The sequence below is a fragment of the Rhizobium sp. A37_96 genome, assembly GCF_053521765.1.
Window position 1 is genome coordinate 212,094 of sequence record NZ_JBNWDS010000008.1, and the last position, 26,098, is coordinate 238,191.

23 protein-coding genes are annotated in these 26,098 nt (G+C 61.2%); 13 read left to right on the top strand and 10 right to left on the bottom strand.

From position 1 onward, the window contains the following. Positions 1–621: 621 nt before the first annotated feature. The 10 genes from ACQZ6J_RS20995 (at position 622) to ACQZ6J_RS21040 (ending at position 13,235) form a co-directional block, all read left to right on the top strand. Entirely contained in the window at positions 622–1,755 is a 1,134-nt protein-coding gene (locus ACQZ6J_RS20995; protein WP_449085475.1) for an ROK family protein, read from the top strand. Between the two features lie 7 nt (positions 1,756–1,762). Next, the gene (locus ACQZ6J_RS21000) at positions 1,763–3,205 is read left to right on the top strand and encodes a M81 family metallopeptidase (protein WP_449085476.1); all 1,443 of its coding nucleotides are present in this window, start codon (positions 1,763–1,765) and stop codon (positions 3,203–3,205) included. 191 nt (positions 3,206–3,396) lie between these two features. Continuing rightward, the gene (locus ACQZ6J_RS21005; protein WP_163993523.1) at positions 3,397–4,134 is read left to right on the top strand and encodes a FadR/GntR family transcriptional regulator; all 738 of its coding nucleotides are present in this window, start codon (positions 3,397–3,399) and stop codon (positions 4,132–4,134) included. Positions 4,135–4,222: 88 nt separating this feature from the next. Then, positions 4,223–5,731 (top strand): ABC transporter substrate-binding protein, encoded by a 1,509-nt coding sequence (locus ACQZ6J_RS21010; RefSeq protein ID WP_449085477.1) that lies wholly within the window; start codon positions 4,223–4,225, stop codon positions 5,729–5,731. A gap of 71 nt (positions 5,732–5,802) precedes the next feature. Continuing rightward, the gene (locus tag ACQZ6J_RS21015) at positions 5,803–6,750 is read left to right on the top strand and encodes an ABC transporter permease (RefSeq protein ID WP_163993519.1); all 948 of its coding nucleotides are present in this window, start codon (positions 5,803–5,805) and stop codon (positions 6,748–6,750) included. Beyond that, on the top strand, positions 6,747–7,625 hold the full coding sequence (locus tag ACQZ6J_RS21020) for an ABC transporter permease (RefSeq protein ID WP_449085478.1): 879 nt from the start codon (positions 6,747–6,749) through the stop codon (positions 7,623–7,625). Before ACQZ6J_RS21015 ends, ACQZ6J_RS21020 begins: the two co-directional genes overlap by 4 nt. Positions 7,626–7,647: 22 nt before the next feature. Next, positions 7,648–9,435 (top strand): gamma-glutamyltransferase family protein, encoded by a 1,788-nt coding sequence (locus ACQZ6J_RS21025; protein ID WP_449085479.1) that lies wholly within the window; start codon positions 7,648–7,650, stop codon positions 9,433–9,435. A gap of 69 nt (positions 9,436–9,504) precedes the next feature. Then, complete coding sequence (locus ACQZ6J_RS21030; RefSeq protein WP_449085480.1) at positions 9,505–11,355, top strand: ABC transporter ATP-binding protein; 1,851 nt, start codon at positions 9,505–9,507, stop codon at positions 11,353–11,355. A 79-nt stretch (positions 11,356–11,434) separates the two neighbouring features. Beyond that, positions 11,435–11,986: a glutathione peroxidase gene (locus ACQZ6J_RS21035; protein WP_163993609.1), complete on the top strand. Its 552-nt coding sequence runs from the start codon at positions 11,435–11,437 to the stop codon at positions 11,984–11,986. 187 nt (positions 11,987–12,173) lie between these two features. Continuing rightward, positions 12,174–13,235: a class I SAM-dependent methyltransferase gene (locus tag ACQZ6J_RS21040; RefSeq protein ID WP_449085481.1), complete on the top strand. Its 1,062-nt coding sequence runs from the start codon at positions 12,174–12,176 to the stop codon at positions 13,233–13,235. 41 nt (positions 13,236–13,276) lie between these two features. Here the strand turns inward: ACQZ6J_RS21040 and ACQZ6J_RS21045 are convergent, their stop codons facing one another. The 7 genes from ACQZ6J_RS21045 to ACQZ6J_RS21075 form a co-directional block, all read right to left on the bottom strand. Continuing rightward, the gene (locus ACQZ6J_RS21045) at positions 13,277–14,362 is read right to left on the bottom strand and encodes an ABC transporter ATP-binding protein (RefSeq protein WP_163993511.1); all 1,086 of its coding nucleotides are present in this window, start codon (positions 14,360–14,362) and stop codon (positions 13,277–13,279) included. A 3-nt stretch (positions 14,363–14,365) separates the two neighbouring features. Then, positions 14,366–15,274 (bottom strand): carbohydrate ABC transporter permease, encoded by a 909-nt coding sequence (locus tag ACQZ6J_RS21050; protein WP_449085482.1) that lies wholly within the window; start codon positions 15,272–15,274, stop codon positions 14,366–14,368. Further along, positions 15,274–16,212, bottom strand: coding sequence for a carbohydrate ABC transporter permease (locus ACQZ6J_RS21055; RefSeq protein WP_163993508.1), 939 nt, complete (start codon positions 16,210–16,212; stop codon positions 15,274–15,276). Before ACQZ6J_RS21055 ends, ACQZ6J_RS21050 begins: the two co-directional genes overlap by 1 nt. A 73-nt stretch (positions 16,213–16,285) precedes the next feature. Beyond that, entirely contained in the window at positions 16,286–17,533 is a 1,248-nt protein-coding gene (locus ACQZ6J_RS21060) for an ABC transporter substrate-binding protein (RefSeq protein WP_246726160.1), read from the bottom strand. Between the two features lie 209 nt (positions 17,534–17,742). Further along, complete coding sequence (locus ACQZ6J_RS21065; RefSeq protein ID WP_163993506.1) at positions 17,743–18,864, bottom strand: Gfo/Idh/MocA family protein; 1,122 nt, start codon at positions 18,862–18,864, stop codon at positions 17,743–17,745. 10 nt (positions 18,865–18,874) lie between these two features. Then, complete coding sequence (locus ACQZ6J_RS21070) at positions 18,875–19,804, bottom strand: sugar phosphate isomerase/epimerase family protein (RefSeq protein ID WP_449085483.1); 930 nt, start codon at positions 19,802–19,804, stop codon at positions 18,875–18,877. 243 nt (positions 19,805–20,047) lie between these two features. Further along, positions 20,048–21,109: a LacI family transcriptional regulator gene (locus tag ACQZ6J_RS21075; RefSeq protein ID WP_449085498.1), complete on the bottom strand. Its 1,062-nt coding sequence runs from the start codon at positions 21,107–21,109 to the stop codon at positions 20,048–20,050. Positions 21,110–21,341: 232 nt separating this feature from the next. Between ACQZ6J_RS21075 and ACQZ6J_RS21080 the strand changes: the two genes are divergently transcribed. After that, a complete protein-coding gene (locus ACQZ6J_RS21080; protein WP_204326860.1) occupies positions 21,342–21,488 on the top strand; it encodes a hypothetical protein in 147 nt (48 codons plus the stop codon). 139 nt (positions 21,489–21,627) lie between these two features. Here the strand turns inward: ACQZ6J_RS21080 and ACQZ6J_RS21085 are convergent, their stop codons facing one another. Both ACQZ6J_RS21085 and ACQZ6J_RS21090 read right to left on the bottom strand, forming a co-directional pair. Then, complete coding sequence (locus ACQZ6J_RS21085; RefSeq protein WP_163993500.1) at positions 21,628–22,425, bottom strand: HpcH/HpaI aldolase family protein; 798 nt, start codon at positions 22,423–22,425, stop codon at positions 21,628–21,630. A 445-nt stretch (positions 22,426–22,870) separates the two neighbouring features. Then, positions 22,871–23,269 (bottom strand): VOC family protein, encoded by a 399-nt coding sequence (locus ACQZ6J_RS21090; RefSeq protein ID WP_449085484.1) that lies wholly within the window; start codon positions 23,267–23,269, stop codon positions 22,871–22,873. Between the two features lie 102 nt (positions 23,270–23,371). On the opposite strand from ACQZ6J_RS21090, the gene ACQZ6J_RS21095 reads away from it, so the two are divergent. Then, entirely contained in the window at positions 23,372–24,088 is a 717-nt protein-coding gene (locus ACQZ6J_RS21095) for a helix-turn-helix transcriptional regulator (RefSeq protein ID WP_449085485.1), read from the top strand. A 122-nt stretch (positions 24,089–24,210) separates the two neighbouring features. After that, positions 24,211–24,648 carry a VOC family protein gene (locus ACQZ6J_RS21100; RefSeq protein WP_449085486.1) on the top strand — a complete coding sequence of 146 codons (438 nt, stop codon included), beginning with the start codon at positions 24,211–24,213 and terminating at the stop codon, positions 24,646–24,648. Between the two features lie 74 nt (positions 24,649–24,722). On the opposite strand, the gene rhaI is transcribed toward ACQZ6J_RS21100, so the two are convergent. Beyond that, entirely contained in the window at positions 24,723–26,015 is a 1,293-nt protein-coding gene (gene rhaI, locus ACQZ6J_RS21105) for an L-rhamnose catabolism isomerase (RefSeq protein WP_449085487.1), read from the bottom strand. Positions 26,016–26,098: the final 83 nt, after the last annotated feature.

Sequence of the window (26,098 nt, forward strand, 5' to 3'; positions counted from 1 at the left end):
CTTCTCCAGCATTGCTGATGTCGACGGCTTAAAAATCGGCTGGTCGGAGACCGCTACTCATTCATGATCCGGGTAAAGGCTCGCGCTGGTCGAACAAGGACGTTGAATTGAAGAAGTCTCTATCCTTCGCTGCATTTGGATCGATGGTACGACCTTTGAATGGAATGCCGGCAAAGTAGCATCAAAACGCTTTTTGTAGGCCAGACCAGCCAGCAAAGTCCCGCCGGGACGGTGGTTGCAGTGACTTCGTTGTCTAGGCTGGAGACGGTATGCCGAATTCATTTCCCTATGTTGAAGCAGGATCCGACCATCATCATGAGGCACGGACGCACAGACGCTTGACTAAAAGTCGCAATTAAAGGGCCGAACACACATGGGGCGCCGCCCAACCACCATCCCATGTCCGAACCGGAGACCTCCAAAACCATCGCATATGTCGTGAGGCGACGAGGCACAGGCTTCCTCTCTCGATCCAACCGAACTGGCCGAGTGGGGTGGCGCCAGCCACCGATTGACGCCACGTTGCGCAACGGTCACGAATGAATTAACTACCCATTGATTTATTCATTTTCCGAACTTATCGTCGGCGAAAACAGGAAAGAATCCAGGCGGACCGTCGAATTGCTTACGTCTTCCCAGCAGCAGCTTCTGCGCGTCATTGGCCAATCGGGGCCTTCCAGCAGGACTGCTCTGGCCGCTTCCATGGGATTGAGCAAGGCCGCCATGAGCGGGATTGCGCGCGATTTGATTTCCCTCGGCGTATTAAGGGAGACCGAGACCATCTACGGTCAGGGCCGTCCGTCGATCCTGCTGGATCTGCATCCGGAGGGTGCTTTCTTCGTCGGGATTTCGCTGCTGGAGGATCCGGCGCCGCTGGTGCTTTGTGATTTCAACGGCAATATCGTCGCCCGCCAAACCATGCCGCTGTCGCGCGATCCGGATGCCATTGCGGACATGATTGCCGGCACGCTGCCGAAACTGCTGGCCGAACGTGGCGGCGCCGCACAGAAGTTCTCCGGGCTCGGCATAGCGCTCTCCGGCTTCGTCGATGAGCAGCAGGCAAGCTGTGTCAAATCCACCCTGCTCGGGTGGCAGGACGTGCCGCTTGCCGGCATCGTCAGGCAGAAGACAGGCATCGACACCTTCATAGAGAACGACGCCAAGGCGGTTGCCGTCAGCGAAAAACTGTTCGGCAGCGCCCGCGACGTACAGAATTTCAGCGTCGTCTCCTTCGACAACGGGATCGGCTGCGCCCATTTCGTCGGCGGGAAACTCTATCGCGGCAACCATGGCGGCGCGGGCGAGATCGCCCATTGCACTATCGAACCCAATGGTTCGCCATGCCGATGCGGCAAGCGCGGCTGCCTCGACGCGGTGGCGTCACTGAAGGCAATCAAGGAAATGGCGAAAGCCGACGGCTTCGCATGCCAGTGCCTCAACGATCTGGAAACGGAAGCGTCGCTCGGCAACGCGGCAGCGATCCGCATCCTGCATCGGGCCGGCAGCGCGCTTGGGCTGGCGATCGCGCACCTCATCCAGTTCAACGATCCCGGCCTGATCCTGATCACCCATGTCGAAGGTCGGTTCGACGGCCTTTTCGGCACCGTCATGCGGCAGGCGGCCGAGGCGAACGTATTGCCGCATTACGCAGGCCAGACATCGATCCGCACACAGCGCGTCGATGGCGATGTCTGGGCGCGCGGCGCCGCCAGCATCGCCGCTCATAATTTTCTGATTGGTCCCACTCCCTATTGAGGTTCCCATGCGCATCGCAGTCGGAGGCATTCACATCGAATGCAGCACCTATAATCCCGTCCTGAATGAAGAGAAGGACTTTCGTGTCCTGCGCGGCGCGGATTTGACCGCCGCACCCTACTTCGCCTTCCTCGGGGATTATGATGGTGAGTTCCTGCCGACCATTCATGCCAGAGCCATCGCCGGCGGCCCGGTCGCCCGCCATACATATGAGGCCTTCAAGGCTGAATTCCTGGAGCGTCTGAAGCCGTTGCTGCCGCTGGACGGGCTCTATCTCGCCATGCACGGCGCGATGTATGTCGAAGGCATGGAGGACGCCGAAGGCGACTGGATCAGCGCTGCGCGCGCCATGGTCGGCGAAGACTGCATGGTCTCGGCCAGCTACGACCTGCACGGCAACGTCACCCAACGCATCATCGATGCGCTCGACATGTACTCCACCTATCGCACCGCGCCGCATATCGACGTCGAGGAGACCATGCGCCGCGCCGTCAGGATGCTGACGGAAAGCCTGAAGACCGGCGTGAAACCGATCCTGCTCTGGGCACCGATCCCGGTGGTCCTGCCGGGCGAGCGCACCAGCACCGTCGACGAGCCGGCAAAGAGCCTCTACGACATGCTGCCTGGAATAGATGCCGTCGACGGCGTCTGGGATGCGTCGCTCATGGTCGGTTACGTCTGGGCCGACGAGCCCCGCACCACGGCAGCCGCCATCATGACCGGCACGGATCGCACCGTGCTCGAGCGTGAGGCAAAGCGTCTGGCACGAGCTTATTGGGATGTGCGCGAGGATTTCGTTTTCGGCTGCGAAACCGGCTCGATCGGGGAATGCGTCGCAAGAGCAATTGCGAGCGAGACCGCGCCCGTGGTGCTGGCCGAATCCGGCGACAACCCGACGGGTGGCGGCGTCGGCGACCGCGCCGATGTGCTGGCGGAACTGATTGCCAGGGGCGCCGCAGGCGTCATCTTCGCCGGTATCGCCGACAGGGCTGCGACGGAAGCCTGCTATGCGGCAGGCGTCGGCGCCACACTCGATCTCTCCGTCGGCGCATCGCTCGACACGAAAGGAAGCCAGCCGGTCAAGGGCAATTTTACCGTCAAGTATCTGCTCGATGTCACCGAACCAAGCGATGCGCAGGCCGTGGTTTCGATCGGCGGTATCGACCTGGTGCTGTCGGCCAAGCGCCGCCCCTATCACAATATCGCCGATTTCACCCGTCTCGGGCTCGATCCGCGCAAGGCCCGGATCGTCGTCGTCAAGTCCGGCTACCTCTCGCCGGAACTGGCGCCGATCGCCAATCCGAACCTGATGGCGCTGTCGCCCGGTGTCGTCGACCAGTTCGTCGAGCGGCTGCCGCGTCTGCGCAAGACGAAGCCGACCTATCCCTTCGACAAGGATTTCGATTTCACGCCCATAACGGCACTTTCGGCGCGCGCCATCGGTCGCTGACCGTCCCGGCAAGCACCGAAAAGCCCGAACATAATCGTTCCGTCATATTAGACAGGCGACCCGTTTCCGCGGGTCGCCTTTCGCATTGCGCACAAACATTGTGCATTGCTCGAATTGCTCAAAAAAGAGCTTGACGGCGAAGTTGAGTTGAATTTCTATTGAACCAATTCCAAATTGGTTCAACCCTCGCCATGGCAACCAGCAGCCTTCCGGAGAATTCGGTTCATGCCCTGGAAAGGCTCCGGGGGCTTCTGAACTCCGCCGATCTGCCGGCGGACGGAAAGCTTCCGACAGAGCGCGCCCTCTCGGAGACGCTGGGCGTCAGCCGACGCGCGATCCGGCGCGCGCTGGAGGTGCTGGAAGCGGAAGGCCGCGTCTGGCGGCGTCAGGGCTCCGGAACCTATGTTGGGCAGCGGCCGGACGAGTGGAGCCAGCATGTCAGCACCCTTGTCGCCGATACGGATCTGATGGAGGTCATGGAGGTCCGGCTGCGTATCGAACCACAACTGGCGCAGCTCGCCGCCATGCGCGCCAAGCCCGACGACATCGACCGCATGTATGAGCTGGCGAAGAAGATCACCGCCAGCGATGATGCCGACAGCCGCGAACTTTGGGACGGCGCGCTGCACCGGCTGATTGCGCAGAGCGCCGGCAACCAGTTCTTTCTGACCATTTTCGACGTGATCAATCATGTCCGTCAGGACGAAGCATGGCAAACCATTCGCGAATTGGCCCGCAGCATCAACAAGACGCGCCCCGTCTCTTACGCCCAGCATATGGCGATCATCGATGCGATTGCCGCGCGCAATCCGATGAAGGCGGCCGAAGCCATGCGCGAACACCTTCTGATGCTTCAGGAAAGCCTGGTCCGCATCACGTCCCTCGACGCGCAAAACCCGCAGCTGCGATTGACCGGGGAGGCGGGCTGAGCATCGGCACGACACCGCGACGGATAACGACCGGAGAGGAAAACGGTCGAAGACGCGGGTGAACGACAACCATGAACAGGAGAACGAAATGAAGATCGCCCGATTCCTGACATCGCTTGCCGCCGGCGCCCTGATCGCGCTGCCGGCCTTTGCCGTCGAACTCAAGATCGGCCTGCAGGACGATGCCGACGCGCTGGATCCGGCGCAATCACGCACCTTCGTCGGTCGCATCGTCTATACCGCGCTCTGCGACAAGCTCGTCGACGTGACGCCGGACCTGCAGTTCGTGCCCCAGCTTGCCACATCCTGGAAATGGTCCGCGGACGGCAAGCAGCTCATCATGGAACTGCGCCAGGGCGTGAAATTCCAGGACGAGACGCCGTTCAACGCGCAAGCGGTTGTCGACAACATCCAGCGCTATCAGACCCTGCCGGAATCGCGCCGCAAGAGCGAGCTTTCCTCCGTCGAGAAGGTCGAGGCATCAGGCGAATATCAGGTGACGTTTACCTTGAAGGCGCCAGACGTCACGCTGCTTGCCCAGCTTTCCGACCGCTCCGGCATGATGGTTTCGCCGACCGCGGCAAAGGCTGCCGGCGCGAAGTTCGGCGATCATCCTGTCTGCTCCGGTCCGTTCAAATTCGTCGAGCGCGTGCAGCAGGACCGCATCGTACTGGAGAAATTCCAGGACTACTGGAACAAGGACAACATCTTCATCGACAAGGTCACCTACCTGCCGATTCCCGATACGACGGTTCGCCTGGCAAACCTGCGCTCCGGCGACCTCGACATGATCGAGCGCGTGGCCGCATCCGATGCGGGCACGGTCAAGAGCGATTCCAATCTCGTCTACGCGGATGCCGTCGGCACCGGCTGGCTCGGCGTCTATGCCAATATCGGCAACGGTCCGCGCGCCGACAATCCGATGGGCAAGGACAAGCGTCTGCGTCAGGCATTCTCGCTGGCGATCGACCGTGAGGCCGCCATGCAAATCGTCTTCGACGGCACCGGACTTGCCGGCAACCAGCCGTTTGCGCCCAACAGCCCCTGGTTCGACAAGGATGTTCCCGTGCCGGCCCGCGACGTCGACAAAGCCAAGGCGCTGATCAAGGAAGCCGGATTCGATCGCATTCCAGTCGAGCTTGCCGTCGCCAACAATCCCGTTTCCATGCAGATGATGCAGATCATCCAGTCGATGGTCGCCGAAGCCGGATTCGACGTGACGCTGAAAACAACCGAGTTCGCGACGCTGCTCGACGCGCAGTCGAGCGGCAACTACCAGCTCAGCCGCTCCGACTGGTCCGGACGCTCCGATCCCGACGGCAATGTCCAGCAGTTCGTCACGACCGGCGCCGGCCTCAACGATTCCAAATATAGCAATCCCGACGTCGACAAGTTGCTGCTCGAGGCCCGCCAGTCGCAGGACAATGCCGTGCGCAAGCAGAAATACGATGCCGCCGAGGCGATCCTGAACGAGGACCTGCCGATCACCTTTCTCGGGCACCAGGCCTGGATCTGGGCCTACAACAAAAAAGTCTCCGGCTTCGTGCCCTCGCCTGACGGCATGATCCGTCTTGTCGGCGTGAAGAAGAGCGGCTGAGCTAGCAACGCCATGCGGGCTCCCTCCCGCATGGCTCTTCCGGTATTCGATACCGCGCCGAGGATCTGCCCATGTATAGCTATATCGGAAAGAGGCTGCTGGTCGCCATACCGACGCTGCTGATCATTTCGATCTTCGTCTTCTCGCTGCAAAAGCTTCTGCCCGGCGACCCCGTTCTGGCCATGGCCGGCGAGGAGCGCGACCCGCAGGTTCTCGAGCTGCTTCGCGAGAAATATCGCCTGAACGATCCCGTCATCTATCAATATGGCTACTGGCTGCAGGGCGTCGCCAAGGGTGATCTCGGCGTCTCGCTGCGCACCAATCAGCCTGTTCTTACGCTCGTTGCCGAAAAGCTGCCGGTGACGATCCAGCTGGCCGTCATGTCGATGATCTTCGCTTTCGCGATCGGCATTCCCATGGGCATATTGGCGGCGGTGAAGAAGAACACCATCATCGATTTTCTGGCCAACATCGTCGCCCTGTGCGGCCTGTCCGTGCCGAACTTCTGGCTCGGCATCATGCTGATCCTGCTGGTCTCGGTGAAGCTGCACTGGCTGCCGGCCTCCGGATACCAGCCTTTCTTCGAGGACCCCTGGCGCTCGATCCAGACCATGCTGATGCCGTCCTTCGTCCTCGGCAACGCGCTTGCCGCGACGCTGATGCGTCATACCCGCTCTTCCATGCTGAGCGTGCTCAGTGCCGATTACATCCGCACGGCCCGCGCCAAGGGCCTTCCGGAAACGGCCGTCGTCCTGCAGCATAGCTTTCGCAACGCCATCCTGCCCGTCGTCACCGTCAGCGCCCTGCTCTTCGGCGAGCTTCTGGCCGGCGCGGTGCTGACCGAGCAGATCTTTACCATTCCGGGCTTTGGCAAGCTCATCGTCGACGCGGTCTTCAACCGGGATTATGCGGTGGTCCAGGGGGTCGTGCTCTGCACGGCTATCGGCTTCATCGCCATGAACCTCATTGCCGATATTCTTTACGTCCTCCTCAATCCGCGCATGAGGGCAGCCCTATGAGCACGATCGTCCAGGCGACCGCAGCAGGCACTTCGGCCAAACGCGCGCCCAGTCGCGCCTGGCGGAAGCTCAGGGCCAACAAGGGGGCATTGGTCGGGCTCGCCATCATCCTCTTCTTTACGGCTCTCGCCGCACTGGCGCCGCTCCTGCCGATCCCGGATCCGGTCGCCACGAGCTGGTCGGCGATCCGCAAGGCGCCATCAGCCGCGCATTGGCTCGGCACCGATGATCTCGGCAGGGACATCCTGTCTCGCATGATCTGGGGGGCGCAGGCATCGCTTATGGCCGGCATCTTCTCGGTCGCCATCGCGGTCGTGATCGGCGTGCCGTTTGGCCTGATTTCCGGCTATTACGGTGGCTGGATCGACCAGATCATCTCGCGCATTACCGAGGCCTTCCTGGCGATGCCATTCCTGATCACCGCCATTGCCCTTGCCGCCTTCCTCGGGCCGAGCCTCACGAATGCCATGATCGCCATCGGGCTTTCGGCGACGCCGGTCTTCGTGCGGCTGACGCGCGGCCAGGTGCTGGCGGTCAAGACAGAAGAGTATGTGGAAGGTGCCCGGTCGATCGGGCTGCGCCACTTCAGCATCATCACCCGCTACATCCTGCCGAACGTCTTTGCATCCATCCTGGTACAGGCCACGCTCACCATCGCAACCGCGATCATTGCGGAAGCGAGCCTCTCCTTCCTCGGCCTCGGACAGCAGCCTCCCGCCCCCAGCTGGGGCTCGATGCTCAATGTCGCCAAGAACTATCTCGAACAGGCGCCCTGGATGGCCATGTGGCCGGGCGCCGCCATTTTTCTCGTCGTTATCGGCTTCAACCTCCTCGGCGATGGTCTGCGCGATGCGCTCGACCCGCGCGAAGCATGAATAAACTGAAAGGATGCCCGCAATGACCGCATTCACCACCCGCCCCGAAATCCTCGGCACCTTCGGTGTCGTCACCTCGACGCACTGGATCGCGTCGGCCGTCGGCATGAGCATCCTCGAAAAAGGCGGCAACGCCTTCGACGCCGCCGTGGCGACCGGCTTCGTGCTGCAGATCGTCGAGCCGCATCTCTGCGGCCCCGGCGGCGACATGCCGGCCATCTTCTATTCGAAGAAGAAGGACAAGGTCGAGGTGATCTGCGCCCAGGGACCGGCTCCAGCCGGTGCGACGATCGAGCACTATACGAACGAAGGGCTGAAGCTGATCCCCGGCGACGGCCTGCTTGCGACTGTCATCCCCGGAGCCTTCGACGGCTGGATGCTGATGCTGCGCGACTACGGCCGGCTGACCGTCCGCGACGTTCTCGAACCGGCGATCCACTATGCCGAAAGCGGGCACCCCGTCCTGCCGCGCGTCTCGGCCACCATCGCCGGGCTTGCCGATTTCTACCGCAAGGAATGGCCGACCTCCTACGAGACCTGGCTTCCCGGCGGGGCCGTCCCGGAACCCTGGTCCAACTTCAGGAACCCCGTGCTCGCCGAAACCTGGAAGCGTGTCGTCGCCGAGGCGGAAAGCAAGAGCGACCGCGAAGCGCAGATCGAAGCTGCGCGAGATGCCTACTATCGCGGCTTTGTGGCGGAAGCGATCGACAGCTATGCCAGCAAGACAGCCGTCATGGATGCGAGCGGCGAGCGCCACAAGGGGGTGCTGACCGCCGATGACATGGCCAACTGGCAGGCCACGGTCGAGGCGCCGCAGACCTATGATTATCACGACTGGACCGTCGCCAAGATCGGCCCGTGGGGTCAGGGGCCTGTGTTCCTGCAGACGCTGTCGCTGCTCAAGGGCTTCGATCTCGCTGGCATGGACCCGGCCGGGACCGACTTCGTCCATACCGTCACCGAAGCCATGAAACTCGCCTTCGCCGATCGGGAGGTCTATTATGGCGATCCGAATTTTACGACCGTACCGCTCGACACCTTGCTCTCGGACGCCTACGCCGCCGAACGCCGCAGGCTGATATCGCCGGAAGCCTCCCTCGCTCTGCGCCCAGGCAAAGTGCCCGGCTTCGAGGACCAGTACGATCTCACCATGAAGATGCTTGAGGCGCCGGAAGCCAAGAGCGGAGCGGTCTATGAGCCGACAATGTCGCATCTTACCGAGAAGCGCGGCGATACCGTGCATATCGACGTCATCGATCGCGAGGGCAACATGGTGTCGGTGACGCCTTCCGGCGGCTGGCTTCAATCCTCCCCCATCGTGCCCGGCCTCGGTTTCTGCCTGAACTCCCGCGCCCAGATGTTCTGGCTGCAACCCGGACTGCCTTCCTCGCTTGCGCCCGGCAAGCGACCGCGCACGACGCTCACCCCGACGCTGGCGCTGCATGAAGGGCGCCCGACGCTCGCTTTCGGCACGCCCGGCGGCGATCAGCAGGAGCAATGGCAGCTTTCCTTCTTCCTGCGCTATGTCCATCACGGCCTTAACCTGCAGGAAGCGATCGACAAGCCGTTGTTCCACAGCACGCATTTCCCGAGCTCGTTCTATCCGCGCACCCGCGAGCCAGGCGGCCTTACGGCGGAGGCGAATTTCGGCGCCGCTGTGCTCGAAGCACTCCGCAGGAAGGGCCATCAGCTGACCGTCGCGCCGGAATGGACCGTCGGCCGGCTGACCGCCGCGCGACGCGATGCATCGGGCCTTTTGCGCGCCGCTGCAACCCCGCGTCTGATGCAGGCCTATGCCATAGGGAGGTAGAGCCCCCAGCAACCATCAACGGCGCTCAGCGATGTCCGAGCAATGCGCAAAATCATGTAAGGGGAACCGATGACGACCAACGCCGCGCAGACGATCGACCCGAACAGGCAGCCTGTCCTTTCCGTTTCCAATCTGACCACCTCGTTTCTCGTCGATGGTGAGTGGCGCTCGGTCGTCAAGGACATCTCCTTCGACGTCATGCCGGGGGAAACGGTCGCCATCGTCGGCGAGAGCGGCTCCGGCAAAAGCGTAACCTCGCTGTCGATCATGCGGCTGCTTGCGAGAGCCAGCAGCCGCATCGAGGGTTCGATCGGGCTCAACGGCCGCGACCTGCTCTCCTTGCCGGAGGCTGAAATGCGCAGGGTACGCGGCAAGGATATCGCGATGATCTTCCAGGAGCCGATGACATCACTCAATCCGATCTTCACCATCGGCCGGCAGATTTCCGAGGCGTTGACCTGCCATGGCAATCTTTCCAGGGTCGACGCGAAGGCGGAAACGATCCGCCTGCTGGAAAAGGTGCGCATCCCCAACGCATCCTCGCGCTTCGACGAATATCCGCACCAGTTTTCCGGCGGCATGCGCCAGCGCGTGATGATCGCCATGGCGCTTGCCAGCCGCCCGAAACTGCTGATCGCCGACGAGCCGACGACCGCGCTCGATGTGACCATCCAGGGACAGATCCTCGATCTCATCAAGGTGTTGCAGGAAGAGGAAGGCATGTCCGTCCTCTTCATCACCCATGACATGGGCGTTGTCGCGGAAATTTCCGATCGCACCATCGTCATGTATCGCGGCGAGGCCGTGGAGACCGGCAGGACCGACGATATTTTTCATCGCGGCCAGCACCCCTATACCCGTGCGCTGCTGTCGGCGGTGCCACGGCTCGGTTCGATGAAGGATCAGCCGCAGCCGCTGCGCTTTCCGAGCGTCGATATCCATACCGGCGAACGCAGCGAACCGAAACCGCTGGCGGATACCGTCGATCACGGCAAGACGCCGGTGCTGGAGGTTAAAAATCTTGTCGCTCGCTTCGATCTTCGCGGCGGGCTGCTCGGTCGGCCGACCGGCGCCATCCATGCGGTCGAAAACGTTTCCTTTGCTCTGTCTCAGGGGGAAACCTTGTCGCTGGTCGGCGAATCCGGTTGCGGCAAGTCGACGACGGGCCGGTCCATCATGCGGCTGATCGACCCCCGGTCGGGCGAAATCCGCCTCGATAGCTATGACGTCATGAAGCTCAATGCGGTCGAGTTGCGCCGGATGCGCCGCAGCATCCAGATGATCTTCCAGGACCCGTTTGCCAGCCTCAATCCGCGCATGACGATCGGGGCGGCCGTGGCGGAACCCTTCATCGAGCATCGTCTCGGCTCGCGCGGCGAGGCGCGCGAGAAAGCCGCGGACCTCTTGGCGCGCGTCGGCCTGAAGGCGGATATGATGAGCCGCTATCCGCACGAATTCTCGGGCGGCCAGCGCCAGCGTATCTGCATTGCCCGTGCGCTCGCGCTTGATCCGAAGGTGATCGTCGCCGACGAGAGCGTCTCTGCGCTCGACGTGTCCATCAAGGCTCAGGTCTGCAATCTCCTCATAGATCTGCAGCAAAGCCTCAATCTCTCCTATCTCTTCATCTCGCACGACATGGCCGTGGTCGAGCGGGTCAGCCATCGCGTCGCGGTGATGTATCTCGGCGAAATCGTCGAAATCGGCCCGCGCGCGTCGGTGTTCGAAAATCCGCAGCATCCCTATACCAGGAAGCTGATGGCAGCCGTGCCGGTGCCTGACCCGTCCCGGCGCGGCATCAGACGTAACCTTGCCGTCGACGAATTGAAGAGCCCGGTACGGCCCGTCGGCTACATCACGCCGCGCCGACAGTATCGCGAAGTGTCCAATGGCCATCTGGTCCGGATGGAAGAAGTCGCCTGAGCCGGTTTCCGGCCTTGACGATATCGAAATCCAGGCAAATATCGGCATCCTGTTTCCACCTCATCTGGAGTTGAATGAAATGACCGACAGCGTTCTCGATATTCCGGTCAATAGGATCGACGGCAGCGAGACGACGCTTGCCGACTACAGCGGCAAGGTCATCATGGTCGTCAACGTCGCGTCCAAATGCGGCCTGACGGTGCAGTACGAGGGGCTGGAAAAGCTCTATGAGGACAAGCGCGACGATGGTCTCGTCATTGCCGGCTTCCCCGCCAACGATTTCAAGGGGCAGGAACCGGGCACCGATGAAGAGATATTGAGCTTCTGCACGCTTACCTACGATGTGCAGTTCCCGATGTTTTCCAAGATCGCCGTCACCGGAGAAGAGCGCCATCCGCTCTATGACGGCCTTATCGCTTCCGGCGTCGAGACAATCGGAGACGGCCCGATGCGCGAACGGCTCGCAAAACATGGCCTTGAAACCGGACAGGACGGCGGCATCGTCTGGAATTTCGAGAAGTTCCTGATCGGCCGCGACGGCAAGGTTGCCGCCCGTTTTGCGCCTGATGTAACGGCCGACGATCCACGCCTGCTGTCGGTTTTGGAAAAGGAGCTGGCACGCGCCGGCTAAGGCGCCCAGCACTCAGCAAACTTCCAAAACAGCAAATTGCGTCAATAGGTTGCACTCGTTTTCACGGCACGGCTGGGTATGCTCAGCCGGATGACGTAATTGCCCGCCTTCGGGCCCGGGAGTATCCTTCCCCCCCATCCGAATACATCGCGACGGAACGCCGCATCAATTCTGATGGGAGGATGTCATGCGCGAACCTGATATGCAGAAACTCGATGCCCTGGTCGGGCGCCTGGTGGGCGATCTCGGTGCGGCGGTCTCGGGCGTGTTGGTAACACTCGGGGATCATCTTGGCCTGTTCAGGGCCATGGCGGACGGAACACCGATGACGTCGGCCGAACTGGCCGACAAAGTCGGTGTGAAAGAGCGCTATGTGCGCGAATGGCTGTCGGCTCAGGCGGCGGCCGATTATGTGAGCTATGACGACGGGACGGAGCGTTTCCATCTGACGCCCGAACAGGCAATGGTGTTTGCGGAGGAAAACAGCCCGGCCTTCTTCACCGGAGCCTTCGAAGTCGTCCAATCCATGTGGCTCGACGAGCCGAAGATCACCAACGCCTTCAAGACCGGCAGCGGCCTTGGCTGGCATGAGCACAGCGCCTGCCTGTTCCGCGGCACGGAGCGGTTTTTCCGTCCGGGCTACAACAGCCATCTCGTTACGGAATGGATACCCGCGCTGGACGGTGTGCACGAAAAGCTTGAAGCGGGCGCCACCGTCGCCGATGTCGGCTGTGGTCACGGAGCATCGACCATCCTGTTGGCGCAGGCCTATCCAAACTCGGCCTTCTTCGGCTTCGACTATCATCTGCCCTCGATCGAGCGCGCGAAAGCGGCCGCGAAGGAGGCGGGTGTGGCCGGCCGCATCACGTTCGAGCAGGCAAGTGCCAAGGATTTCCCGGCTGCCGGCTATGATCTTGTCGCAATGTTCGATTGCCTCCACGACATGGGCGATCCGGTCGGTGCGGGTAAACATGTCAAGGAAAGCCTCACCGACGACGGGACCTGGATGATCGTCGAGCCCTTTGCGCATGACTGCCTGAAGGATAATCTCAATCCGGTCGGCCGCGTCTTTTACGGCGCATCGACGATGATCTGCACGCCGGCCTCGCTTTCGCAGGAAGTCGGCCTGGGCTTGGGCGCACAGGCAGGCGAGATGAAGTTGCGGAAGGTTGCCATGGATGCCGGTTATTCGCATTTCCGCAAGGCAACCGAAACGCCGTTCAACATGGTCTTCGAGGTAAGGGCTTGAAAATTGCGCCGCGCTCCATCGAACGCGGCGCAAGTGACGTTTTACAGACGCTGCCCGTCTTCGCCGAACAACGACGCCAACGCCGGCTGGAAATAGACCGGCTGCTCCCGATCGAGCGCGACATCCTCGTCGGCATCGATCCGCACGGACATCGTCTCCTTGCCGACCTGGCCCCAGATCAGATTGTCCGAGCCCATGGGCTCGACGATGGTGAAGGTCGCGGGCAGGTTCGAAACGCGGCTGCCCGCGGGCTGGAACTGCATCTGCTCGGGACGAACGCCGAGCGTCGCCTTGCGGCCGTCGCCGGGCGTGCCTGAAAATTCGTAGCCGTTGAGATCGATCTTGCGGCCGTCGGGCAATGCGAAGGCCGGCACGCCACCATCGCTCGTCAACTGCCCGGACAGGAAGTTCATCGAGGGGGAGCCGACGAAGCCTGCGACGAAGCGATTGACCGGGCGCCGGTAGATTTCCTTCGGCGAGGCGAATTGCTGGATGACGCCACCGCTCATGACCGCGATACGATCGGCGAGCGTCAGCGCCTCGATCTGGTCGTGCGTCACATAGATCATGGTGGAGCCAAGGCCGCTATGCAGACGCTTGAGCTCGACGCGCAGTTCGGTCCTGAGCTTGGCGTCAAGGTTGGAAAGCGGCTCGTCGAACAGGAAGACGTCGACGTCGCGCACCAGGGCGCGGCCGATGGCGACGCGCTGGCGCTGCCCTCCGGACAATTCACCCGGTCGCCGTTTGCGCAAAGGGTCGATCTGCAGGATCTGCACGGCGCGGTCGACGCGCTGGGCAATCTCGTCCTTCGCCATGCCGGCGATGCGCAGCCCGAAGGAGAGGTTCCCCTCCACCGTCATCGTCGGATAGAGCGCGTAGGATTGAAACACCATGCCGATGCCGCGATCCTTCGGCTCTTCCCAGGTGACATTCTTGTCGCCGATCCAGATCTGGCCATCGGTGATGTCGGTGAGCCCGGCGATCGCATTGAGCAAGGTCGACTTGCCGCAGCCGGAGGGGCCGAGCAACACGATGAATTCGCCGGACTGTATTTCCAGATTGAGCGACTTCAGGACGTTGACGCTGCCGAAATCGATTGCAAGTTCGCGAATGGAAACATTGGCCATGAGCTATCCCTTGACTGCACCGGCGGTAATGCCGCGCACGAACCAGCGACCCGAGCCGAAGTAAACGATCAGCGGCACCAGGGCGGTGAGAATGGTTGCCGCCATGTTGACGTTGTAGAGCTTTTCGCCCTGGGTGGAGTTGACGATGTTGTTGAGCTGCACGGTCATGGGGAAGTTTTCCCGGCCGGCGAAAACCACGCCGAAGAGGAAGTCGTTCCAGATGCCGGTCACCTGCAGGATCGCCGCCACCACCAGGATCGGGATCGACATCGGGATCATCAGCAGGAAAAAGATCTGCCAAAGCCCGGCGCCGTCGATGCGCGCCGCCTTGAACAGCTCCATCGGCAGGCTCGAGTAATAGTTGCGGAACAGCAGCGTCAGAACCGGCAGGCCGAACACCGTATGGGTGATGATGATGCAGGGCAGCGTCGAATAGATGCCGATATCGCGATAAATCAGGACCAGCGGATAGATGAATACCTGATAGGGAATGAAGGCGCCGAGCAACAGGATGGCAAAGAGCACGTTTGCCCCCTTCACCCGCCAGAAGGACAGCGCATAGCCGGTCAGCGACGAGATCAGGATCGACAGGATCATGCTCGGAATGAGGATCTTCACCGAATTCCAGAAGCCGACGCTGATGCCGCCGCATTCAAGCCCGGTGCAAGCCGTACTCCACGCCTGCACCCAGGGGTCCACCGTCCAAATCTGCGGAAAGGCGAAGATATTGCCCTGCCGGATCTCCGGCATGGATTTGAACGAGGTGACAAGCATCACATAGAGCGGCAGCAGGAAGAAGAGTGCCGCGACGACGAGAAAAAGGTAAAGGCCGATGCGTCCTGGGGTCAGATGCTGCGGCTTGCGCCCGGTCGGACCCTGCATGGCACCAGTGACGGAAGATGGCGTCGTCATCAGTTCCCCCTCGGCTTTTCGCGGAAATATTCATAGTAGAGCCACGGCGTCACCAGGATGACCACCGTGATGAACATCACGGTCGATGCTCCCGTCGCAAGCGCGATATTGCCGCGCCCGAAAAGGTAATCCATGATGAATTTCCCGGGCACTTCGGTCGATATGCCAGGGCCGCCGCCTGTCGTCGCCAGAACCAGCTCGTAGACCCTGACGACCGCGATCGCCAGAAGCACGCTGGCGGTGATGATGGTCGGCCGCAGGATCGGGATGACGATATGGAGATAGACCCGCCAGCTCGGTATGCCGTCGATGCGCGTCGCCTTCCACAATTCGCGATCGACGCCGCGCAACCCCGCCAGCATGATTGCCATAACCAGGCCCGTCGATTGCCAGATGCCGGCAAGCACGATGACGTAGAGGGCGAGATCGCTCTGGACGATCCAGTCGAAGCGGAACCACGTAAAACCGATGCTGTCTGCAACCTTCTGCAGGCCGAGCGTCGGATTCATGATCCACTGCCAGACCAGGCCGGTAACGATGAACGACATCGCGAAAGGATAGAGAAAGATCGTGCGGAAGGTATTTTCGAAGCGGACCTTCTGGTCGAGCGCAACGGCGAGCAGAAAGCCGAGGATCAGACAACCGGCAATGAACAGCACGCCGAAGACCACGACATTCTGTAGTGATATCAGCCAGCGCGCTGTCGCAAACAGTCGCTCATACTGTTTCGTGCCGACGAAGATGTTGACCGGCAGCACTTTGCTGTCCGTAAACGATATCCAGATGTTCCAGACGACGGTGACGACATAGGCCAGAAGCACGATGGCGAAAGCCGGGAACAGGGCCAGATAGGGCGAAAGATGGATCCTCCTGCGGCTTGCGCTCGCAGGCGCGACGACCGTCTTTACGGCGGCGGCGCTCGTGTCTGAGGTGCTCATGGCGCGCTCCTTCTCAGCATTCATGGAAGCCGGCGGCAGGAGTGCCTGCCGCCGCATGGATGTCGATCGAAGCTTACTTCGCCTGTTCAATCACCTGTGCGAACTGATCGGCGAACTGGTCTGCCGTCATGCTGGGCGTCGTCCAGTATTGAGCGATAAGGTCGCCTTCGGTCTGGACGATGTCCTGCGGGGTCAGCACATCCGGTGCAAGGATCTGGCGGCTCGGATCCTTGAGCGCGTTCAGGCCCTTCTGAGCGCAGGCGTCGAGCTTCGACGTATCGACGTCAAGACGCACGGGCACGGAACCCTTCTTGGAGTTGAAGGCAAGCTGGCCCTCCTTCGACATGATGACCGTTGCCAGCAGGGTCTGTGCGTCGATCGCCGTCTTGTCCTTCAGAACCGGGAAGACGAAGATATCGCCGCCCATCATGAAGTTGGATTCGCCCGGTCCGAGAATGCAGCCGAAATCCTTGTCGGCGACGAGGCCGGCATGAATGAATTCACCCTTTGCCCAGTCACCCATGAACTGGATACCCGCCTTGCCGTCCACCAGCATACCGGTCGCTACGTTCCAGTCGCGGTTCGGGCTGCCAGGATCCTGATAGTTGCGCAGCTTGGCGAAGACTTCGGCCACATGCTTGAACTTGTCGGACTTCACGGCATCCGTGTCGAGATCCTTCCACACCTTGCCGTAGAGTTCCTTGCCGCCTTCCCCGAGCAGGATGGCGTTGAACATCGACTGCAGCTGCCAGGGCTGACCGCCGACGGCGACCGGGATCAGGCCGGCGGCCTTGATCTTGTCGAGCGCCGCAAACATTTCATCCCAGGTCTTCGGCTCTTCCGTCACGCCCGCCTTCGTGAAGACGGCCTTGGAATAAAAGACCCAGTTCTGGCCATGGTCATTGATCGGAGCGCCGTAGATATGACCCTGAAATTGGATGGCCTGATAGAAGGCCGGCGTCAGAACCGATTTCCAATCCTGTTCCTTGGCAAGATCATCGAGCGACCGCAGCAGGCCTTGCTGGGCCAATTCATTCATCTGCGTGCCGGTGTTGAACTGCATGGCCGTCGGCGGATTACCGCCGATGATGCGGTTGATGCCGATCGGACGAGCCGTCGAGCCGGATCCTGCAATCGCAGTATCCACCCATTCGCCGCCGGCGTCATTGAAGGCCTTGGCCAGTTCCTTCACGGCGGCGGCTTCGCCGCCGGAAGTCCACCAATGCAGAACTTCGGCTTTCTTGCCATCGGCAAGCGCGCCGGTCACGCTCGTAGCGACCAGCGCCGTGGCGCCAACCAATGCCATCATCAATTTACGCATACGTTCCTCCTCCTTTTTGATTGCGTTCTCCAACGCCTGTGTTCAGCCGCCGCCGTCCCCAGACATCGGATGCCGAATTCAACGATCCTCCAAAACCGTGCCGTCGGGCCTCCATTCCCTTCGGCAAGCAGGCAATGCTTTCTCAGGCATGCCCCTTCGTCAAGCCCACAGTCCGAAAGGACTGCATTTTCCCAACTTTATAGCGCAGCCTATACGAAACGTCCCTCTTTAATTGCAGGCGATATCGGGTCGGGACGACCGCAGCTGCTGTGAATTGCAACCACCCTGCGCGACTGGGCCGAGCGTTCGAACGCGGTCATGACCTCCAGTGCATGGAATGCCAGTTCCGACGATACGCGATGCTGCCGTCCGGAGCGAAGGGAATCCACCATTTCCGCGGCTCCCAGTCCGCGCAGTCCGAGGTGTCCGGGCACGCCTTCCGTATAGGGGTGATCGACGGGGATCTCTTCCCAGTCCTCGCCGCCATCGCGGAATATCTCGACCTTTCCGGTAAAGTTGTTCGGATCCGGCGTCACCATCGTCCCTTCGGAGCCGTAGAGCTCGATCTGATTATGCTTGTGCTTGATGACATCGAAGCTGGTGGCGATGGTGACGGTCGCGCCGCTGTGGAATTCCATCACCCCTGTCAGATGCGTCGGCACCAGCACCTTGATCGTTTCGCCGCGATGAGGGTCGGTTTTTACCGTGCGTTCGATGCGGGTGATCTTGGCGGTTCCGAAAATCTCGCGCACGGGGCCGAGCAGAGCAATCAGGTTGGTGACGTAATAGGGACCGACATCGAGCATCGGGCCGCCGCCGCGACCGTAGAAGAAGGCAGGGTTAGGATGCCAGTGCTCATGGCCGGGCAGGAGCAGCATGGCGGTGGCGGAGATCGTCTTGCCGATGCGCCCCTCGTCCAGAAGCCGGCGGGTCAGCTGGTGGCCGCCGCCGAGGAAAGTGTCGGGAGCGCAGCCGAGCCGCAAATCTCCTGCCCGGGCGATCGACATCAGCTCCTCGGCCTCGGCCATGGAGACGCCAAGCGGCTTTTCCGAATAGACATGCTTGCCGGCGAGAAGCGCCTTCTTGCTGATGGCATAATGCGAGACCGGCGTCGTCAGATTGATGATCAGGCCGATTTCCGGGTCGGAAAGCATCGCATCGAGCGCGACGGCTTCGATGCCGAACTGATCGGCGAGCTTTCGCGCCGACGTGTCGTAGAGATCGTAGACCGACTTCACGCGAATGAAATCGAACATATGCAGGGTCGCGACATAGGTGGCGCTGATATTGCCGGCGCCGACGATGCCGACTTTCATGGGCTGAGTGCTCATTGAATTGCCTCTAGGAAATGATGATATCAAGCTCGGCGGCAGCGGCGCGCAGATAACTCATGCCGCGCCGCATCTCGTCGTCGAATTCCGGTGTCGCTTCCCGGAAATGAGTCCAGTGCGAGGCCCCCGGCGCATCTTCCAGCTCGAGCGTGATCGGACCGGAATAACCGATGGCCCGCAGCGCTGCAAAGATCGCCTTCCAGTCGATCTTGCCCCGCCCTGGCCGCCAGTGGGCGTTCGTATGGCCTTCATTATCGGAAAAATGCGTGTTGAAGATGCGCTTGCCGAGCGCCAGCACGACATAATGCGGCATGTCGCCGGCGGGAAAGAGATGGCTGGGATCGAAATTCAGACCCAGATTGGCAGCGCCGGTGCGCTCGATCAGCCGCAGCATCCCCTGGCCGGAACTGACCCAGCGATAAGGGTGCGGCTCGATCGCGACCCGCAGGCCGACGGCAGCGGCAATCTCGCAACCCCGGGCGAACCCTTCGACCACGGCATCATATTCGCCTGTCCAGTCCCACTGCGGCTCGACGGCAGCGCTCCATTCCTGCGAAATCGGACGTTGCAGGATCGGCTTGACGTCGGACTGGAACGGATAGGGCGTCATGCTGGTGACGATCGGCGCGCCGATTGCAGCCGCCACATCCATTCCGCGCTTGTAGCCATCCAGATCGACCGTCGAAACGGCGGCATCCGCGGCGCGGCTGAACGGCAGATTGAAGAAGAAATTGGTGAGCACCAACCCTTCTCCGTCGGCAATCCCCTTCAATTCGCGAATGGTCTCGGGCGTATAATAGGCCAGCATATCCACCGACCATGCGGTCAGCTCAAAACCCTTGCAGCCCGTGCGGGCAAGCCGCCTGAGCGGCGCCTGGTAGGGCGGGTTCCAATTGAAGGTCCAAATTGGCGATCCGAAAAAAAGCGAGCCGTCGCTCACGTCATCCTCCCTTGGAATGCGGCGCGATGCCTGAGGCATGGCCTCCGCTCTTACATCGATATCCCTTGCCGGTGGTCTCCTCACCCGTATCCGGCAATTCGTAACGTTACGATTATAGAAAAGAAGGCCGCTGTCAATGCGATATTTTTCGCCTTTCTGCATGATATACAGACGGAATTTCATAATCCGTAACGTTACGAATAACTTCCGGGCATCTCCTCACATTGCAAGTCGCAGCGCTGCTTATCCGTGACGTATCTGACTCTGATGATCCACGAATGCGGCGCTGACGATTTCACGCAACTCAGCGGGGTCCTCGCCGGCGATCGCCCGATGCAGGAAGGCAGCCAACCGCTCGCCTATGGCATGGTTCGAGTAATAGAAGGTGCTGAGAGGCGGATTGAAGAAATCCGGCAATGCCGTGCCGCCATAGGTGATCAGGGCGAAATTGCTGCCGGCCTGCCGCCCCGCATCGCGCAAGCCCGCGAGGAAGCCGAGCGCGGCCTCTTCGCTCGCCACGAAAGCAGCGGTCGCTTCCGGGTTCTGGGCCGCTATGCGCCTTGCCATCTCGCGACCATTGTCCGGCGTTGCCGCGGTGAAATGAATGCAATTGTCCGGGACGTGCAGATGGCGTTCGGCAAAGGTCCTGCGCCAGCCGCGCACGAATTGCAGGCTGTAGGTGAATTGATCGCTGGGCGCGATCAGCAACGGCGTCGGATGACCCGCATCGAGAAGCAGGCGAGCCGCCTGCGCGCCGATTTCCTCATGATCGAGATCGATGCTCGGATGAACGCTCAAAAGCTCGGTGCGGCCGAAAGTGACGAAGGGCATACCGGTTTCAAGCAGATATTTGACGCGATCGTCCTGCGGGGTCGTGTGCGTGATGACGATGCCGTCGACCGATCCCTCCTCGACGATATCGCGCACGGTCGCCAACGGATCATCCGCCTGCAGCTGCGGTACGATCGTCGTGCGGTAGCCCCGTGCCTTCATGTAGCGCGAAGCGCCCTCGATCAGCGAGGCGACGACGATATTCATCTCACCCTCCCGCCCGAACGGCAGCACGATGCCGATAGCGTGGGTCTTGCCGGTACGAAGATTGATACCGCCAAGATTGGGGCGGTAGCCGAGCTCGCCCGCTACGCGCTTGACGAGTTCGATCGTCTCGCGATTGACCTCGGGACCTTCCTTCAACGCGCGGCTAACGGTTGTGACCGAAAGGCCAAGAGCCGTCGCAACCGTTCGCAAGGTCACGCGCTGACCTGCTTCGCGCCGCAAGCCGCGTCCTACCGCCAATCCCTGCACCTTCGACAAATCATTCCGCTCCGCCATATCGGCGCGAGAATGCCCGCAGGCGGGTGATGATGCAAGCGCAGGCTGCGATCAAAGTAGAAGAGGAAGAGCCGCGTGCTTGGGCTGTCGATCTGATGTCGGCAGGCCATACAGGACACAACCTTAAGCATCAATATTCAGCCAGCATTCAGAAAAGCAATTTTAAAGTGCACATTGTTAGTCATTCCATCATCGGGGGGAACTCATGGATAAGTACACCAAGACCGTATTGACCGTCATTGCCGTCGCGCTCGTGCTGATCGCCACGCAGAATACAATCACGCCGGCAAAAGCCCGCGGCGGATGCGGCGAAGAGTCGTATAATCCCTGCTTCGTAAAACTCGTAAACTGACGGGACTAAACGCCCGTCGCTCGACACCATAAACGTTTGGACCTGCCGCTGCTTGATAGCGGCAGGTCCAAAACTATTGTTCGGGATCGCAGGGTGCGTATCAGCCTGTCCAGAAATTCCTTGGACAAGCCTGTAAGGGTCAGCTTTGGTCCGCGATCTTGCGAGCCGCCTGAATGGCCGTGCGCGCGCCGGCGCGCAGCTGTGCCGTTTCAGTGCCGGCAATGACGAGATCGAGGCCAAGTTTCAGATATTGCCCGGCGCGGTCTCCATCGCTGCCGAAAGCGCAGATGACCTTGCCGTGGGCGCGGCAACGCGCGAGCGCGGTGGCAAGCGCCTGATCGATTGCAGCACTGTCGGGCGCAAGCCGCGCGCCATTCGAAAGCGCGATCGACAGATCGGACGGGCCGACGAAGATGCCGTCGATGCCGTCAACGGCAAGAATCTCGTCGATCGCATCGAGCGCCGTGCGGGTTTCCACCATGGCGATGGTCACGGTCAGGCTGTTGGCGCTCTGCAGATAGTCTTCGGCAGGAATGCCAAAATGATTGAGAGCAAGCGAAGGGCCCCAGCTGCGCTCACCGAGCGGCGGATATTTCGTCGCCTTCACCAGGGCGCGCGCATCGTCGGCGGAATTGATCATCGGCGCGATGATGGCGGAAGCGCCGGCATCCAGAAGGCGCGAGGCGGAAGCAAAATCGCCGACCGGGATGCGGGCAATCGCCGGCTTGCCTGCAAGCCTCACATGGGCAACGCCGCTGGCGGCGGACGCCATGTCCCACATGCCATGCTGCATGTCGAGCACGACGGTATTGAAATCTTCCTGCGCGAGATGATTGACCAACATCGGATCGGGCGTACCGACCCAGGCCGCAATCATGCCGCCATTCTCGCGGCGCTTCAGGCGTCCGGCAAAACCGTTAATGTCAGTCGTTGTCATGTTTCCTCGCTTATCAATAACAGGCCCTATTTTTGAAGACAGCCTCAACCGCCAGATCAAGGGCGGGCCGTTGCAATCGACAATACTCAATTCTCATGGCCGAACCACTCGAAAGTGAACAGGAGCCGCATTCAAATCGCAAAAGAGCGGCTTCGATAAGCTCGGTTATCCAGTCGACAGCTAATTTCCAATCTGCCGGACAAACATGACAAATAAGCAGATATCATCGTTGCTTGGCCAATTAGCCACACCGGCAATACGACGAAGACATCACCGGGGACAAACGATGCCGTCGATCGGCCGGCATCATCGATCCGCAAGTCGCTTCATGCACAGGCGCGCCGCGGAACATGGCGGAAGCCTCTTGCAAGCAGCTCAAGAAGGGCGCCCAGCGAGCCATTGACCGCGCACGGGATGTCCCCACCCTTCGCAAGGCCAGGAACGATCACCGCCCCGCAAAACGCTGTTTCGCAAAGTCGGTGACGGGTGTGTAGAGGCTGACGAGCGTCCCCTCGGGATCGCGAATCTGTCCTGCCCGGTTGCCCCATGGCATCAGCTTCGGTTCGTGTACAACCTCCACCTTGTCCTTCAGCCGGGCGAATTCTGCATCGACATCGTCGACCTGGAATTCGATGATAACGGAGCGATTGGCACAGGGTTCGGCGCTCCCTTCGCGGAACAGGGCGACCGTCTCGGCGCTTCCGATCGCGAGCGCCGCCGCCGGGGTAACGATCTCGGCAAAGACCGGCGCCAGCCACTCTGCCGCCTGGCCCGTAACCATCTCATAAAAGCTGACGACCTTTTGGATGTCGGCAGCGATCAGGCGCGTGGATGCTAATTTCATCGGATACTCCTTCAAAAGGCCGGCACACTCTCTCGTCGTCGGCTCGAAGGCTCTTGTCGCATGTCCCTGCTGCCAGCATACTGGCAGCAGGAGTCAGTATGAATGCGCCGCGCCGACCGTTTGTTTCAGATCATACAAATTTTGCGCCGGTCGAGCCGACCGGTAACCGCCGCCGCGCTGGCGGACGAACTCGAAGTATCGAAGCGGACGGTTTATCGCGACGTCGCCGACCTGATGGGCCAGCGGGTGCCGATCGAGGGCGAGGCGGGCTTCGGATACCTACTTTCGCCTGACTATTCGATGCCGCCGCTGATGCTGACCCCCGAAGAGATCGAGGCGGTGGTCCTCGGAGCGCAGTGGGTTGCGGGCCGTTCCGACAAGATCCTCGCCAATGCCGCACGCGATGTCGTCGCCAAGATCACCGCGATTGTTCCGGCACATCTGCGCCCCTTCATCGCCGAGCCGAGCGTTGGCGCCAGACCGATCGTCCAGCGAGCGGAAGAAGAGACCATCGACCCCGCGATGCTCCGCGTAGCGGTCCGCGAAGGGCGAAAGCTTCGGCTGCGCTATCGGACGGACGCAGGCGAGGAAACCGAACGGACCGTGTGGCCCGTCATCCTCGGTTATTCCGATACCAGCCGAATCCTGGTGGCATGGTGCGAGCTACGCCAAGACTTCCGACATTTCCGCACGGACAGGATTCTCGAGGCCGATGTGCTCGACGAAGGTTATGGCCTACGGCCAGGCGAACTGCGTCGTCGCTGGTCTGCCTGGCGAGAGGCTCAACTCCATCCATCAGGGCCGCCCGCTCTGCGCTGAACAACGGTGGCACGCCAGCTTCAGCGAATGCTGGCTTGGCCGCCGGTATTGGAGCCTCAAGCATCCATTGTTAGACTGGGCGACACCTCGTAGATCAAAACGACATCTTGGAGACTGGAAACATGGCGCTCAAGCGGATGGACAACGTCGGAATCGTCGTCGAAGACCTCACAGGGGCGATTGATTTCTTTCTCGAACTTGGCCTTGAGCTCGAAGGGCGGGCGACGGTCGAAGGAGAATGGGCCGGACGCATCACTGGACTGGGTGATCAGCGTGTCGAGATTGCCATGATGCGCACACCGGACGGCCACAGCCGGCTCGAACTCTCCCGCTTCCTCACGCCACCTGTCGTCGCGGATCACCGGAATGCCCCGGTCAACGCCCTGGGCTACCTCCGCGTCATGTTCGCCGTGGACGACATCGACGAAACCCTTGCAAGGCTTCGCGCGCGCGGCGCGCAACTCGTGGGCGAAGTCGTCCAGTATGAAAACGCGTATCGGCTCTGCTACATCCGCGGGCCTGAAGGGCTTCTCATCGGGCTCGCCCAGGAGCTCGGCTGAGCGCGGTACGAAGGAAAATACGGCAACGACAAGCATCGGGTGCCGACGCTGCCTTGCGTCGGCACCCTGTCACGTCAGATGATGCCACCACCACCGGCAACGGAGGCCGGGCGTTCGGCGGCGACCTTGCGGCGGTAGCCGCTTGCCCTATAGGTCGCGACCGGATCGATGGCGCCGCCAGCGCGGCGTCGGGCTTCCGCAAGGATCGGCTCGACATCGGCGCGATAGGCGCGCTTCAGCGTTTCCGACGCCATCAGCGCGTCATTGGCATCCTGATAGTCGGCCAGCGCATTGCGGTCGACGATCAGGGCCTGCGCATAGGCCCGGCGGATTTCGTTGGCGCTGGAAATCAGGCTTTCGATCGGGTCGGTGACATTGTGCGACTGGTCGATCATATGCGCGGGATTGAAATCATTGACGCCGCGCCGCTCGGCATCGACCAGTTCGTTGAAGACGAGGAACAGGCGGTAGGGCTCGATGGCGCCGGCATCGAGATCGTCATCGCCATATTTGGAATCGTTGAAGTGGAAGCCGCCGAGCTTCCCGAACTGGATAAGCCGCGCGACGATCATTTCGATATTGGTGTTCGGCGCGTGATGTCCGAGGTCGACGAGGCAATGTGCCTTTGGCCCGAGCGTCTGCGCGATCAGGTAGTTGGTGCCCCAATCCTGAACCACGGTCGAATAGAAGGCCGGCTCGTACATCTTGTGCTCGGAAAACAGCCGCCAGTCATCCGGAAGCGCCTTGTAGATATCAGCCATGGCGGCAAGATAGCGCTCGAACGCCTTGGTGAAATTGGTCTGGCCCGGAAAGTTCGAGCCATCGCCGATCCACACGGTCAGCGCCTTCGAGCCGATGGCCTTGCCGATCTCGATACATTCGATGTTGTGCTCGACGGCCTGCGCGCGCGTTGCCGCGTCGACGTGGCTGAGCGAACCGAACTTGTAGGAATGTGCCTGGCCGGGTGCGTCGGAGAACGTGTTCGAGTTCATGGCGTCGAAGCCGAGGCCGAGCGCATCGCCCTTCGCCCGCAATTCCTTTACGTCGGCCTTGTCCCAGGGAATATGCAGCGAAACCTTGGGCGTTGCGCGCGTCAATTGCTGGATGACGGCGCAATCGTCGAGCTTGTCGAAAATGCCGCGCGGCTCACCGGTTCCCGGGAAGCGGGCAAAGCGCGTGCCGCCGGTGCCGACGCCCCAGGAGGGTACGGCGACGAAGAATTCGGAGACCTTCTTCGTGACGGCTTCAATGTCGACGCCGCGGCGGGCAAGCGTGGCGCCCAGCGCCTCATAGTCGGATTTCAGCGCGGCAACGCGCTTGTCGTTTTCTGCTGCGACCAGATCGGGTGCGATCCTGTATTCGGCCATTCTTTCCTCCCAAGTGCGTCATTCGAAATGTTAAAGTGCGATCACCCTGGAAACCATCACCCGCCCTCGCCCTTCGAGGGCCC

Bases quoted from the DNA above. Each gene is read 5' to 3' on its own strand.
- ACQZ6J_RS21000 (WP_449085476.1), top strand. From the start codon at position 1,763: ATGCGCATCGCAGTCGGAGGCATTCACATCGAATGCAGCACCTATAAT.
- ACQZ6J_RS21005 (WP_163993523.1), top strand. From the start codon at position 3,397: ATGGCAACCAGCAGCCTTCCGGAGAATTCGGTTCATGCCCTGGAAAGG.
- ACQZ6J_RS21010 (WP_449085477.1), top strand. From the start codon at position 4,223: ATGAAGATCGCCCGATTCCTGACATCGCTTGCCGCCGGCGCCCTGATC.
- ACQZ6J_RS21015 (WP_163993519.1), top strand. From the start codon at position 5,803: ATGTATAGCTATATCGGAAAGAGGCTGCTGGTCGCCATACCGACGCTG.
- ACQZ6J_RS21020 (WP_449085478.1), top strand. From the start codon at position 6,747: ATGAGCACGATCGTCCAGGCGACCGCAGCAGGCACTTCGGCCAAACGC.
- ACQZ6J_RS21025 (WP_449085479.1), top strand. From the start codon at position 7,648: ATGACCGCATTCACCACCCGCCCCGAAATCCTCGGCACCTTCGGTGTC.
- ACQZ6J_RS21030 (WP_449085480.1), top strand. From the start codon at position 9,505: ATGACGACCAACGCCGCGCAGACGATCGACCCGAACAGGCAGCCTGTC.
- ACQZ6J_RS21035 (WP_163993609.1), top strand. From the start codon at position 11,435: ATGACCGACAGCGTTCTCGATATTCCGGTCAATAGGATCGACGGCAGC.
- ACQZ6J_RS21040 (WP_449085481.1), top strand. From the start codon at position 12,174: ATGCGCGAACCTGATATGCAGAAACTCGATGCCCTGGTCGGGCGCCTG.
- ACQZ6J_RS21045 (WP_163993511.1), bottom strand. From the start codon at position 14,362: ATGGCCAATGTTTCCATTCGCGAACTTGCAATCGATTTCGGCAGCGTC.
- ACQZ6J_RS21050 (WP_449085482.1), bottom strand. From the start codon at position 15,274: ATGACGACGCCATCTTCCGTCACTGGTGCCATGCAGGGTCCGACCGGG.
- ACQZ6J_RS21055 (WP_163993508.1), bottom strand. From the start codon at position 16,212: ATGAGCACCTCAGACACGAGCGCCGCCGCCGTAAAGACGGTCGTCGCG.
- ACQZ6J_RS21060 (WP_246726160.1), bottom strand. From the start codon at position 17,533: ATGCGTAAATTGATGATGGCATTGGTTGGCGCCACGGCGCTGGTCGCT.
- ACQZ6J_RS21065 (WP_163993506.1), bottom strand. From the start codon at position 18,864: ATGAGCACTCAGCCCATGAAAGTCGGCATCGTCGGCGCCGGCAATATC.
- ACQZ6J_RS21080 (WP_204326860.1), top strand. From the start codon at position 21,342: ATGGATAAGTACACCAAGACCGTATTGACCGTCATTGCCGTCGCGCTC.
- ACQZ6J_RS21085 (WP_163993500.1), bottom strand. From the start codon at position 22,425: ATGACAACGACTGACATTAACGGTTTTGCCGGACGCCTGAAGCGCCGC.
- ACQZ6J_RS21090 (WP_449085484.1), bottom strand. From the start codon at position 23,269: ATGAAATTAGCATCCACGCGCCTGATCGCTGCCGACATCCAAAAGGTC.
- ACQZ6J_RS21095 (WP_449085485.1), top strand. From the start codon at position 23,372: ATGCGCCGCGCCGACCGTTTGTTTCAGATCATACAAATTTTGCGCCGG.
- ACQZ6J_RS21100 (WP_449085486.1), top strand. From the start codon at position 24,211: ATGGCGCTCAAGCGGATGGACAACGTCGGAATCGTCGTCGAAGACCTC.
- rhaI (WP_449085487.1), bottom strand. From the start codon at position 26,015: ATGGCCGAATACAGGATCGCACCCGATCTGGTCGCAGCAGAAAACGAC.